Source organism: Rodentibacter ratti (assembly GCF_002000485.1).
Classification (GTDB): domain Bacteria; phylum Pseudomonadota; class Gammaproteobacteria; order Enterobacterales; family Pasteurellaceae; genus Rodentibacter; species Rodentibacter ratti.
Window position 1 is genome coordinate 73,851 of record NZ_MLAJ01000007.1, and the last position, 12,726, is coordinate 86,576.

The following is a 12,726-nucleotide window of genomic DNA, read 5'->3' on the forward strand; positions in this document are numbered from 1 at the left end:
TTGGCGTAGTGATGCCAATCAGTTCGTTTTGCCGTTCCAGCGGTAGTCGGTTTCCTGTTTTCTAAAGCCGTCCCGTTTTTCAACCTTGGTGACCAACCGCCCGGCTTTGTCATATTCGTAGTAGTTTTCGTTTAAGCGGTGGAGTTTATGTCCTTTTTGGTAAATATCCTGATGTTGGATGATTTGCCGCTGATTGTGAAATTCGGGGTGATGTGGGTTTTGAATTAAGCCATAATTTTCATGTCCTACGTGGCGTTGGGTGAGGTAGCCACATTCATCATAGGCATAGCGTTCTTGTTCACGGTTTTGGTTGTGAACGGCGGTGATTTGGTTGTTTCGGTTGAGGGTAAAATAAAGCTGTTCGCCTTTATCTTTGGTTTCAAGGGTGTTCAGTGCCTTGTCATAGCGGTAATGTTGATTGACCTCCGCAAAACTTGGGGCATCAATCCCGGTGGCTCGCAGTTCGTCTTTGTCAAAAAACTGTGTCGGCTCCCAACCTGCCCGTTGTTGAATGAGGCAGTCCATCGCATCAAAATGTTGTTTGAGAATAAACCCTTGTGGGGAAGTGCGGTCGGTTTCATTGCCGTTTTGGTCGTATTGGAAAAACAGTTGGTTTTTTTGACCGCTTGTTGAAGGAGAAATATATTTTTAAAGAGCGAAATTTATTTTTTTGTTTTTAGAGTAGAATTCCCAGTATTTTTTATCAAATTCTTGAAATCCCCTTTTTTGAGCCCGTTGATATACGGTTTCAAAAAAACCTAGAGCATTATCGTATTCATTTAATTCAAAATAAATAGCTCCCATTTGAAAATGTTCATAAAAATTTATTGGATCTTTAGCTCTCTCTGTTTCGAGAGTTTTTTTAGCCCACATTTTAGCATTTAGAAAGTCGTTCTGATCTATATAACAATTGACGATACTATTCATTAACCAATTTGCTATTCTTTCTGGCTGATCTAATTTAGGTTCTGGTAGATCATTCCAGGCTTCTAAATAGATTTTTATTGCTTCTTGGTGTTTTCCTTTTTCATCCAGTTTATTTCCTTTCTCAATTTTTTTATTAAAAGGTTTTAACTCATTTTCTGTTAACAACATTAAATACTCCTGTTATTTTAGTGGAGGAAGATATTCAATTCCAAGTTTTGCTCCTTGGGAACGATTGATTGAATAATGTTCTAAATAATAGTTTCTGGAATCTTTCATCCATTTCCGTACTTCTGGAGCTTTAGCTCCGTATTGTCGACCTTTTTTATTCCACCATTTTACTGCATCAGTTCTGTGAGCCATATCAGCCTGCGATATTGGATACCATTGCCCATCACCAGCTTTAAATTCCATATTTTTTCCATAACCTTTTATTTTTCCCTGTTTACGCATTCGGTCAATTACGTTTTTACCTGCTTTACTATTTTTTCCTGGTGTTTTACCCATATATTGTAATCTTCTAGAACAACCTGCCAACCCAAATGGATCAAGAAAATCTAAAACATTATGAACATAAGAATAAGGTGTTTCCCCTCCCAATAATCCTATCGGGTCTGAACTGAGGTAATTCCCACTTTCAGGATCGTAATATCTAAACCTGTTATATGCTAGCCCACTTTCTTCATCAAAATACTGCCCTGCAAATAATAGATTAGGCTCTAATGGTGAATTTCGGTTATAGTTGCTAAAAGTCAGTCCCCATAGGCTTTTATTCTGTGCTCTCCAACTTAATTTACCATTAGGGGCAAGTAGTCCTAATACCTTGCCGTTTGGTTGAACAATCGCATAATTGGTTTCAAATTTCCACTCTACAACATTGCCATCAATGGTTTGCTTAAGCTGTTGATAGTGGTCTTGTTGAGCGATTAACTCAAAGCCATTAAAAATACTGTGCCGTTCACTGACAATTTCATCGTTTTTAAAGGTTTGGGTGTAGGCAAGCTGGTCGCCGTCCCACAGGTATTCAATGCGTAGATGTTGTTGCGGACATTCTTTTGAAATCCGTCTGCCTAAGGCATCGTATTTATAGTGCCAGACTTCACCTTTTGGCGTAGTGATGCCGACCAGTTCGTTTTTGCCGTTCCAGCGGTAATCCTGATTTTATAGAGCGGAATTGTTAAAGAGCGAATAATGAATCTCTATTTTAATGAATTAAGATAATTCAACTTCTGAATAATTTCAATAAAAGAACAGTACTCATCACCTAGCAGATAAAAAATAAACTTTACTCATAGAACATCACTTCATTTTTTATTTCTAGGATATGAACTATTTAATGGCTCCCAGCCTTAATTAATGCTTGTGTGAATTAAATACAAAGGATTAATCGCTTCTCGTTAAAGGGATGACTTTTCTTTCCAATAGCCGATCCATTCTTTTAATAGCTGCATATTTTTCGCCATCGCCCCACCTTGCGGAATAAAATGCATGAGATTCAAGCCGTACTCTTTGGGTGTAATGCCTTCACCGACACTGGCGGGTAAGACTTCAAATCCCTGTTGTTGGAAAAGTAATCTGGCACGTTGCATATGCCATTCATTGGTTACCAGAATAATTTTGTTGATCTGTTCTTTTTCCAATATTTGCTTGGTAAATTGTGCGTTTTCCTTGGTGGTTAAGGCGTGAGGTTCTATCCATTTTGTTGGCACATGAAAGAACTGTTGTAATTCTTCCGCCGCCACTTTCGCTTCGATTGCACCCGTCGGGCTTCTCCCTGTGATAAGAAGCGGTAAATCCGTTTCTTTTTGTAAATACGCCGCATAACGTAAGCGTTCAAGCTGAATCGCAGTAGAAGCGAGAGGGGCATAAAGCTCTTTGCTATCCCGTAATCCTCCGCCCAATAACACAATGGCTTGGGCGTTTTTGTAGTCATTGAGGGTTAAATGATCTTCCGTCACTAAACTATCTTTTAAGGTTTGAGCGGTAAAAGGAATACTCAATATATAGAGTAGGGTAATCCCAAGTGCGGTGGAAATTCGGCTCAGTTTTTTGAAATTGAACCTTGCCAAAATTAATGCCAATAGCCATAAAATTAAAATATTAAATGGCGGGAGTATCATGGCGGTGATAAGTTTTTTGAGTTCCATCATTTTTTATCAATTTCCACAAAATCAATATTTTTCGTCCATAAATTGGCATAACCGGAATTTTTACCGTAAGCGTTGTCGCATACTCGGTTTGGAATTTCCAGTAAGCAGGAGAAAATATGGCCGTGTAAACGGGTGGTGGTGATCCGATCATTTTGTAAAAATACCGCTGCGACACGTTTCACAATACGTTTGGTGTAAGCAAACCAAAATTGGTGGAAAAGATTTTTCAGCCAAGCCCAATTTTGTTGATGAGCAAATTTACTCATACGCCAACTGAGCGCTAAAACAATACTGTCTAAGCGAGTCAGAATATCCTCCCAATCTCTCACATTTGAATTTGCCGGTAGGGTGGCAAGGATATTTTTTTCCACTTCACTGGCTTCAATATCTTTGCGTAAAAAATAAAGTTGTTTGCCTGTGTTGCCTTGTTTGGTGGGTAAGGTGCCGTAAAGCTGGTGTGCCATATCCGGTGATAATCTTACCTTTGAGGAAAATTGTTGGAAACTTTCCGCCGTGCGTTCATCACGGGCAAGTAAGTGGCAATCCGAATGTTGATTGAAAAGTGCGGCTGATTTTTCGAGATTTTTTTGATCTTTAAAATACAGCGTTTGTGGCAAGACAATGATGCGATTATTTGGGAAATACTGAACCATTGCCTCACGAATTTTTTGGTGTTGCGGATAGAGATCCCCAAAGTTACCCCCACCGTGTAACAAAATGGTGGTATTTGGGGTAATCTTTTGTTTTACCTCATTAATATCCAGATCAAACTCACAACGTTTTAATGTCACATTAATATGATGATCTTTAAAAAATTGTTCCGTTCCGTGATAGATCAATAAATCACCCACATTCAAATGTAATGGGTAGTCAAAGTAAAACACATCGTTTTTATCTTTGATTAAACCCGCAATGGGATCGAGTTGTTGCTTTAGAGAAACTAATGTTGAATTCATTTTTTTACCTTTTTCAAAATATAGCCAAATAAGAAGGCTTTTTCTGTGCGATTTAAGCCGAATAATAAAATCACGGCAATCAGCCCAAATTCTAATAATATGGACTGAGTGATAAATTCCGAGAACGTATAAATACGCTGTGTATCCGACAAGTAAATAAGCCCGATTAGGAGAACAAATACAATGCCGATATTAGATAAGTATGTGACAAACGCTTTGCGGTTAAATTTAATTTTTTTATTAATAAAATAAAAGCGGTAAATTTGCATGAAAAGTGCGGTGGAAAACCTGCCGATAAAAGCATAGATCGGACTATAACCGAGTGTAAATAAATAATAAGCGAGTGGCACGGTACAAAGATCAATCATTGCAATCATAATATTGTATTGCTTAATTTTGTTTGTACCGATAGCCAGTGCCGTCATCCAAAATGATCCTGCCATGGCACTAATCAGCGAACATAGTAGGGTAATTTGTACTAATTGCTGTACATATAGGGGTAAATGATCGCCTAGCCAAAAGGTCAGCAAGGTGTGGGGAAAATAGAGTACCGGCGCAGATAAAATCGCAATAAGGTAAAAGGAATACTTTGATGTGCCGAGAATCAGTATCTTATTGCGTTCCTCATCTTTTGCCGCATAAGATTGCACAAGTTGCGGGTTAAAGGCGACCTGAAAGTTATTCACAAAGCTATAAATTGCGGTATCCACTTGGGTGGCGATCCCTACTGCGGCATTCACGGTGACGCCAAAAAACAGGTTGATGACCATATTTAACCCTTGTGTTGAGGCGACATAAGCGGTTTGCCCGAGTAACATCCACCCGGAAAAACTCGCCATTTCTTTTGTTTTATTTAAATCTTTGTAGAAACGAAAGCGGGTTTCACTGTAAAAGGTACGGCGGGTAAAATTAAAATAAAGCAAAAAAACAAGCAAGCTGACAGCCAGTAATAATAGGCTATAACTGATGAGTTTATCGTATTGCTCAATCTGCATTAAAATGAAGATAGCCGAGAGTTTTAATGCGCTTTCACTTAAACCAAGCCAAGCATAAAATGCCATTCGCTCATGGGCGACAATCATGGCATTAAAAGGCACTTTAATAATTTCAATTAAGGCAATAAGCAGGGCAATCTGATACACAATATTGGCAGCGTACATTCTTTCTGTCGGAATATTGAGTTTATGGTTTAAAAACCAAAGCCCTATGGTTTCCGCCAACACGGCTACCACAAACATAATAAAGAGATGATTTAACAGGCTGATATTAAAAATAATATTGACTCGGCTTGAATCATTAGAGGCTTTTTCCACATTAATAAAACGTTGTGTGGTCGCCGTCATCGTACCGTTAAAAAATGAAAACAAAATCACCACGCCCATGACAATGTTATAAATCCCGAAATCTTCCACCCCTAACACACGTAATACAACACGGGAAATGTAAAGCATTGCCCCCATGTTAAAGAGCATGCGGATATAAAGAAACAGGGTATTTTTAGCAATGGTTTTGTTCGACATGGTGACTGATTTTTGCCTTAAAATTGGTGGGGAATTATAGATTTCTTTAGTATAATCAGCAATCTTTTATGCAACTATTTGCCATTTGATTAATCAAATAGACGATACTGTTTTAGTTGAGAGAATAATGAATAAATATTTGATTTCCCTAGATAAAGATGAACAACGTCGTGCGCTTTTCTTTGCGCAACCCGATACGGCGGATTTTTGTGTATTTTCTGCAATCAATACCATGCAACTGGAATGGGAAGAACTGGCACAACAGTTTGATTTGGCACAATTTGAGCAGCGTTACGGGCGTAAAGTGACCAAAGGCGAAATCGGTTGTACGCTTAGTCATCTTGCGGTGTATCGTTTGATGGTAGAAGATGAGACGGTGGCAGAGGATGATTATGCCTTGGTATGCGAAGACGATGCCTTGTTTGCAGCAAATTTCCAACAGAATTTGACCGCACTTTTAAAGCAAAATAATGCCATGCCGATTGTGCTTATCGGGCAATCCAAAATTGCTCGCTTTAATGATGCAGAGCTGGAAATTAATTATCCGACGACCTTTTCATTTTTGTGTCATAAAGCCGGGGCGGTGGCTTATGCCTATCCTTATAAAAGCTATTTTGCCGGCACTGTGGGCTATTTGATCAAAAAATCAGCCGCACGGGTTTTTCTCAAACGGCTTGAACAAGGAAAACCGTTTTGGCTTGCCGACGACTTTTTGTTATTTGAAACACAACTGACTTTGCCAAATCAAGTGGTTCGTCCGTTAATGGTGATTGAAAATCCCCAATTAGTGAGTAATCTTGAGGCGATTCGAGGTTCACAAGCCAATAATCTTGCGAAAAAATTGATGAAATATCCGTTGAAAAAAATAATGGCGATTCAGAAAAATTTAGGAAAATAAATGACCGCACTTTTTAATCTTTTCTATATTTATGATCCGTGGTTTTTCCATGTGGTGCGTATGTCTGTTGTGGTGGGGGGCATCGCATTTGGCGTTTTAATTTATCGCTATGTGAAAAAACAAAACATCCAAGGCATTGTGGTGCCAATGGATAGTTTAGCTGTATTGTTAGGGCTTATTTTATTAAGTGTCGTGCCTTTGCTGATTAATGGCACAAGGGATTTTTCAGTGATCATCATGTATGTGAAATCCCTGATTTTATTTATTTTCGGTATTGGGTTTTATAACGCTTTTTATGGGATACCAAATGGGCAACAACGGCTTGTACGGGATTTGAAAATCGGGGTGGTGGTGCAATTTGTGTTTGGTATATTAGCGTTGTTTGGCGTCTCCTTTTTAGTGGATTTTTTGCTTTCAACCAATGCGGTTTTGCCCGCGCGATTTTATGGTTCGGAACAGGAATACCGTCTGTATAACATCACGGCCACCGCTTTTTTTCAGCTGAGTTTATTTTACTTAATGCTGTTCCATTTTTTATTAGCCTATAATGTAAAACATAACAGCATACCGAGTATTTTGGTGTTTTTGATGCTCTGTATCGGGTTGATTTCCGGCAGAACCTTTTTGTTACTTTCCGTGGTGAGTATTGCGGTGTATTTTAAATGGCGATATGTGCCTTCATTGATTGCATTTTTGCTCTTGGTGCTGGGTTTGGCTTATTTTATGCCGAAAAATCCTTATGTCGCTCATGCCTTAGAACCGGTTATTAATTTATTGCACGGTGCGGGTTTTGCCAGTTCTTCTACGGATACTCTCGTTAAAAATCATCTATTTATGCCGACTTTGAAACAATTTATCAGCGGTGATGGTATGTATATGACAGGGCAGTTAGAAACAGGACGTTATTATGGCAATACGGACTCCGGTTTTTTACGCCAGATTTTATACGGTGGTGTGGCGTATATGTTGGTTTGTTTCTTCGTCACCTTTTATTTTGTTCGCAAAGTGGCATTAAATTGGTTTGATGGCAGTTGGAAATTCATTCTTTCCGCTTTTGTCATTCTTGCTGCTTGCAATATTAAAGCCGATACCTTTGCCTTTCCGGGCATTATGTTTGTGATGTTAATGTTTTTGTCATTATTTGGCTCTCACGGCAAACAACGCATTTTCTTAGCACAGAATGAGGGAAAAAATGTTTAGTATTATTGTTCCGTCTTACAATCGAAAATCGGAAATTCTCGCTTTATTGGAAAGTTTAACTCAGCAAACCTACAAAGGGTTTGAGGTAGTGATTGTTGATGATCACTCGAAAGAGCCTGTTGTGGTGGAGAAGCCTTATCCCTTTAAGGTGAACGTGATTCGTAATGAAGCCAATCAAGGGGCAGCGGAAAGTCGAAATGTCGGTGCGTGTGCGGCATTGGGCGAGTGGTTGCTATTTTTAGATGATGATGATCGTTTTGCTGAGAATAAATGCGAGCGATTGGCAGAGGTGATTAACCAACATCCCGATATTAATTTTATTTACCACCCCGCCAAATGCGAAATGGTGAATGAAGGGTTCAGCTATGTGACCAAACCGATTCCACCACAAGAAATTAGTGTGGAACGGATTTTGCTTGCCAATAAAATTGGCGGTATGCCGATGGTGGCAGTGAAAAAAGATCTTTTCTTAAAAATTGGCGGATTATCGACCGCACTTCGTTCCTTAGAAGACTATGATTTTTTGTTGAAATTAATTAAAGATCCTACTTTTAAACCTTATAGAATGGATGAGCCTTTGACCTATTGCACTTTCCATACCAAACGTTCCAGTGTGTCAACGGATACTACTAATACGGAAAAAGCCATTGATTATATTCGTGAGCATTATGTGGAAACACAAGAGCAAGCACATAATTTCAACATTAACGCCAGCTATATTTTGGCTTATCCACACATCATGAATTTATCACGCAAGGCGGCGTATTATTATTTTGATATTTTTAAACAAACCAAAAGTATTAAACAATTTGTGATTGCGATAGTTGTGCTGATTTCGCCGAAACTGGCACTGAATTTGAAACGGTTTATCTAATAAAAAGGGTTATAATGAAATTTTCAGTTTTAATGTCTTTATATATTAAGGAAAATCCACAATTTTTACGGGAATGTTTTGAAAGCTTAGTGGCACAAACCCATCAGGCGGATGAAATCGTATTGATATTTGATGGTGCGGTTACCGAAGAATTAGAAGCGGTAGTGGCGGAGTTTGAAACACAGTTACCGCTAAAATTAGTGAAATTACCGCAAAATCGGGGATTAGGAAATGCCTTAAATGAAGGACTAAAACACTGTACTCACCAGTGGGTTTTCCGTATGGATACCGATGATATTTGCGTACCGGAGCGTTTTGCCAAACAAGTGGCATTTATTGAACAACACCCCGACACCATTATTTTTGGTGGACAAATTGCCGAGTTTGGCGAGAACGTCAATGATATTGTCGCCTATCGTCGTGTGCCGACAGAAGCGGCGGATATTGTGAAATTTACCCAAAAACGTTGTCCTTTTAACCATATGACGGTGGCGTATCAGAAAACTGCGGTGATAAATTGCGGCGGTTATGAAGATCTGCAAGAAGATTATTACTTATGGATTAAACTGGTGGCACAAGGTCAAGCGGTGGCAAATTTACCGGATATTTTGGTTTATGCCCGGGTTGGCAATGGCATGGTCGGGCGGCGACGTGGTTTGAATCAGGCTAAAGCGGAGTGGCGGTTATTCAAACTCAAATATCGTTTAGGCATACAAAGTTTTGGATCGGGAATGCTGATTTTTATTTTGCGTTCGGCTTCCCGTTTATTGCCGACTTCATTGTTAAAGACGGCTTATCATCAATTTTTAAGAAAATAAAATCATGTTAAAAGAAGGAAAGTAAATGAAAAAAATCTCTTTATTATCAACCGCACTTTTATCTTGTTTACTGGCAGGCTGTTCAGGCAACAGTCAAACCGCATCAGCGAATAAGATCCCGACAGTTAGCCGTAATGCGGTTTATTCCAAACCCCGTACATTGGATAACTTTCATGATTATGTGCAATTTTTAAAAGGCAAAGCCGCCGCGGAAGGCGTTTCTCTTGCGACTTTAAATGCACAACATAATATTCGTTATGTAGAAAAAGCCGTTGCTTTAGATCGGGCACAGGCAGGAAGAGCGGTTAAACGTGATCCAAGCCAACCTCCTGTATTGAATCCAAACGGCACAACCAATTATCTCAATAAAGTCCTCACCAATAATAAAGTGAATGTGGCAGAGGATCGTTATTGGGAAGTTCAAGTACCGCTTCAAAAGGCAAGTCAGCGTTATGGCGTACAACAAGAATATATTCTTGCGCTATGGGGTATGGAAAGTAGTTTCGGGCATTACCAAGGGAGTTATGATGTATTATCCGCCTTGGCGACCCTTGCCTTTGACGGCAGACGTGAAGCCTTGTTTAGCAAAGAATTCGTTAATGCAATGAAGATGTTGGAACGTGATCATATTCAACGTCCTAGAATGTTGGGATCTTGGGCAGGCGCAATGGGGCAAACCCAATTTATGCCAAGTGCATTCTTAAATTATGCAGCGGATGGTAATGGTGATGGCGTGAAAGATATTTGGACAAACCAGTTCGATGCTTTTGCCTCTATTGCGAACTATTTACATACTGTCGGCTGGGACAACAAATTGCCTTGGGGTATCGAAGTGACACTAACCCAGTCTCTTGATTTATCCCTTTCCGGTATTGAGAAAAATAAAGCCCGTTCTTTACGTGATTGGCAAGCCCAAGGGGTGATGCCATTGGGTTTTAGTGCGCAAGATCAAGAAAAATTGACCGCACTTTCTCATGCTGATCTTTGGCTTGTACGCCCGGATAAACAGGTTGGGAGAGCATTTTTAGTATCCAATAATTTCCGCACGATTTTAGATTGGAATAAATCTAATTATTTTGCCGTGAGTATCGGAATGTTTGCCGACCGAATTAAGGAACGGGTGGGATTATAAAAAAAAGCGGTCAAATGACCGCTTTTTTTGTTCGATGAATTAAATTATTTTGCAGCCGGTGCTTGAGCCGGTTGTTCTGTGCTAGGGGTAGCTGATTGAGCTGGAGCAGGGTTAAATTTAGCTTCAATTTGTGCACCAAGTTCAGCTAAAGATTGCATTTCACCTTGTAATTTCATTGCTTTCTCAGCGTAAGCTTTTTGATCTTCTTCCGTTTTCAGGTTGGCTTGAGCAACTAATAATTCACTTGCAAGGGTTAGTACTTCTTTTGTTTTGTTCTTCGCATTGCCGATTAAATCAGATTTCACATCAAGTGCATCTAAACTTGCAATACTGGTTTGAACATTTTTATTAAATTCTTCAACCGCTGCTTTTACTTTATTTTCGTCTTTTGCTTCCATTGCAGAATTTAATGCTTGCTGTAATTTTTGCTGATTTTGAGCTTGCACCGCACCTTGTTCTTGATTCCAAGCGATTAATTTTTCGTAATCTGCTTTTTCTTGTGCCTCTGCTGTCATTGCCGGAGCTGCTGTTTCAGCCGGTTTAGCTGCTTCAGACTGTTGGGTTGTTTCAGGTTTAGCCGCATCTGCCGTTTTGTCTGCCGCTTTATCGCAAGCAGTTAAGAATAAAGTAAATAATGCAGTTGCAGTAATTTTTGTCAATTTGTTCATGAATAATCCTTTAAGTTGAAATTAAAAAGTACTTCTTGGACGATTAAATCCACGTTTCCCTGAGACCGCCTATTTTCAGATTAGTTTAAAATTTTTGCAAGAAATTTATTTTAATGTTGGCACGAACTCAGACAAGGCTTTGATTTCCTCTTCGGTTAAACGTTGTTTGGCAGGATTACCGGCACTGACAATATTTCCCTTTTTACGCTCAAAAAGTGCGGTTGAAATTTCTTCTGTTTTTAATTGATTAATGATTTTTGATTCACCCATTGCCGGTTTTTCACCTTTCTTTCCGTGACAAGTGGCACAGGAACGTTTGTAAATCTTTTCTGCTTTGATGAAGTCAGAATTTTCAGCCTGAGTCAAAACAGGAAGACAAAATAGGCAGCCAAGAAATAAACGCAATGCTTTCATTGAGGATCCTTAATGATTTACTTTGTAAATAATTTCTCTAATTCTTGCTGCGGAATTTTACCTTCAAATTTCGCTTGAATATAGCCCTTGTCATCAATAATAAAAGAGGTGGGCGTACCCACTAATTGATAGCGCTCGGCGGTGATTTTCATTTGATCTTTAATCACCGATTGGGTGAGTTGATGTTTGGCTACGACGGCGTTGGTGTCCATGTTTTCACCATCAACATTAATGGCAATAAGCCGAACCTTATTTGGATAAGCTTCATTCAGTTGTTCAAAAGTTTTGAGCTCCGCCATACAATGACCGCAGGTTTCCGACCAAAAGGTGAGCAATCGGGTGCCTTGCCAATCTTTTAAGTTCACTTGTTTGCCTTGCAGATCATAGGCAGCGAGTTCCGGGGCAATATGACCGAGTGTCGCTTTTTCTTCTTTGCAGGAAACGGTGCTAAAAATGACCGCACTTAAGCAGAGTGATTTGAGTAAAAGTTTAATGTTCATTTCGTTCTTCTCTTAAAAATTTACCGTGTTGAAGATAAATGGTGCGATCGGTGAGTTCGCCCAATTCCGGATTATGAGTCACCATCACAATGGTTCTCCCTTGGTGGTTTAATTGTTGCAATAAATCTAAGATTAATGCCTCATTTTTTTCATCTAAATTCCCGGTGGGTTCATCGGCGAAAATCACAGGAGGCTGATTGACAAGGGCGCGAGCAATACAAACACGCTGTTGTTCTCCGCCGGAAAGCTGGCTTGGGCGGTGATCGATACGATGTCCTAATCCCACTTGTTCTAATACGCCTTTTGCCGCCGTTTCATCAATGACGCTGTGATAATGTTGAGCGAGCATGACATTTTCAAGGGCGGTTAAATAGGGGATTAAGTGGAATTGCTGGAACACTAAACCGATTTTTTCCGCACGAAAACGTTGTCGGCCGACTTCATCCAATTGAGCGGCATCAATCCCGTCTAAAATGACTTTTCCTTCACTGGCGGTATCCAGACCGGTGAGAATATTCATCAAGGTGGTTTTTCCTGAGCCGGATGCCCCCATAATGGCAACAAATTCGCCTTGTTTAATTTGAATATTAATGTCTTCAAGTGCGGTGACTTGACCGAATCGTTTGTATAAGTGTTCTGTTTCGATAACAAATTGAGTCATAACTTTCTCTT

15 protein-coding genes are annotated in these 12,726 nt (G+C 39.5%); 5 read left to right on the plus strand and 10 right to left on the minus strand.

What is annotated here, in order from left to right:
- Positions 1–18 precede the first annotated feature (18 nt).
- The 6 genes from BKG94_RS07465 to BKG94_RS07495 all read right to left on the minus strand — a co-directional run bounded on the left by BKG94_RS07465 (position 19) and on the right by BKG94_RS07495 (position 5,550).
- Positions 19–525: a hypothetical protein gene (locus BKG94_RS07465; protein ID WP_077435776.1), complete on the minus strand. Its 507-nt coding sequence runs from the start codon at positions 523–525 to the stop codon at positions 19–21.
- 123 nt (positions 526–648) lie between these two features.
- Positions 649–1,095: a tetratricopeptide repeat protein gene (locus BKG94_RS07470; RefSeq protein WP_077435778.1), complete on the minus strand. Its 447-nt coding sequence runs from the start codon at positions 1,093–1,095 to the stop codon at positions 649–651.
- 12 nt (positions 1,096–1,107) lie between these two features.
- Positions 1,108–2,052, minus strand: a complete 945-nt coding sequence (locus BKG94_RS10125; RefSeq protein ID WP_341860670.1) for an RHS repeat domain-containing protein — start codon at positions 2,050–2,052, stop codon at positions 1,108–1,110.
- A gap of 269 nt (positions 2,053–2,321) precedes the next feature.
- A complete protein-coding gene (locus tag BKG94_RS07485) occupies positions 2,322–3,074 on the minus strand; it encodes a YdcF family protein (RefSeq protein ID WP_077435782.1) in 753 nt (250 codons plus the stop codon).
- The gene (locus BKG94_RS07490) at positions 3,071–4,030 is read right to left on the minus strand and encodes a polysaccharide pyruvyl transferase family protein (RefSeq protein WP_077435784.1); all 960 of its coding nucleotides are present in this window, start codon (positions 4,028–4,030) and stop codon (positions 3,071–3,073) included. The genes BKG94_RS07485 and BKG94_RS07490 overlap by 4 nt, the downstream gene beginning before the upstream one ends.
- Positions 4,027–5,550 (minus strand): MATE family efflux transporter, encoded by a 1,524-nt coding sequence (locus tag BKG94_RS07495; RefSeq protein ID WP_077435786.1) that lies wholly within the window; start codon positions 5,548–5,550, stop codon positions 4,027–4,029. Before BKG94_RS07495 ends, BKG94_RS07490 begins: the two co-directional genes overlap by 4 nt.
- Positions 5,551–5,677: 127 nt before the next feature.
- On the opposite strand from BKG94_RS07495, the gene BKG94_RS07500 reads away from it, so the two are divergent.
- The 5 genes from BKG94_RS07500 to BKG94_RS07520 are packed head-to-tail and all read left to right on the plus strand — an operon-like array spanning position 5,678 to position 10,472.
- Entirely contained in the window at positions 5,678–6,448 is a 771-nt protein-coding gene (locus BKG94_RS07500; RefSeq protein ID WP_077435788.1) for a glycosyltransferase family 25 protein, read from the plus strand.
- On the plus strand, positions 6,449–7,648 hold the full coding sequence (locus BKG94_RS07505) for a hypothetical protein (protein WP_077435790.1): 1,200 nt from the start codon (positions 6,449–6,451) through the stop codon (positions 7,646–7,648).
- Positions 7,641–8,522 (plus strand): glycosyltransferase family 2 protein, encoded by an 882-nt coding sequence (locus tag BKG94_RS07510; protein ID WP_077435792.1) that lies wholly within the window; start codon positions 7,641–7,643, stop codon positions 8,520–8,522. Before BKG94_RS07505 ends, BKG94_RS07510 begins: the two co-directional genes overlap by 8 nt.
- A gap of 14 nt (positions 8,523–8,536) precedes the next feature.
- Complete coding sequence (locus BKG94_RS07515) at positions 8,537–9,340, plus strand: glycosyltransferase family 2 protein (protein ID WP_077435843.1); 804 nt, start codon at positions 8,537–8,539, stop codon at positions 9,338–9,340.
- A 25-nt stretch (positions 9,341–9,365) separates the two neighbouring features.
- On the plus strand, positions 9,366–10,472 hold the full coding sequence (locus BKG94_RS07520) for a lytic murein transglycosylase (RefSeq protein ID WP_077435845.1): 1,107 nt from the start codon (positions 9,366–9,368) through the stop codon (positions 10,470–10,472).
- Positions 10,473–10,516: 44 nt separating this feature from the next.
- Here BKG94_RS07520 and BKG94_RS07525 read toward each other — a convergent pair whose 3' ends face one another.
- The 4 genes from BKG94_RS07525 to BKG94_RS07540 form a co-directional block, all read right to left on the minus strand.
- Positions 10,517–11,140: a lipoprotein HlpB gene (locus BKG94_RS07525; protein WP_077435847.1), complete on the minus strand. Its 624-nt coding sequence runs from the start codon at positions 11,138–11,140 to the stop codon at positions 10,517–10,519.
- 105 nt (positions 11,141–11,245) lie between these two features.
- Positions 11,246–11,554 carry a c-type cytochrome gene (locus BKG94_RS07530; RefSeq protein ID WP_077435849.1) on the minus strand — a complete coding sequence of 103 codons (309 nt, stop codon included), beginning with the start codon at positions 11,552–11,554 and terminating at the stop codon, positions 11,246–11,248.
- A 17-nt stretch (positions 11,555–11,571) separates the two neighbouring features.
- Positions 11,572–12,054 carry a TlpA family protein disulfide reductase gene (locus tag BKG94_RS07535; RefSeq protein WP_077435850.1) on the minus strand — a complete coding sequence of 161 codons (483 nt, stop codon included), beginning with the start codon at positions 12,052–12,054 and terminating at the stop codon, positions 11,572–11,574.
- Positions 12,044–12,715, minus strand: coding sequence for an ABC transporter ATP-binding protein (locus BKG94_RS07540; protein WP_077435852.1), 672 nt, complete (start codon positions 12,713–12,715; stop codon positions 12,044–12,046). Before BKG94_RS07540 ends, BKG94_RS07535 begins: the two co-directional genes overlap by 11 nt.
- Positions 12,716–12,726 lie beyond the last annotated feature (11 nt).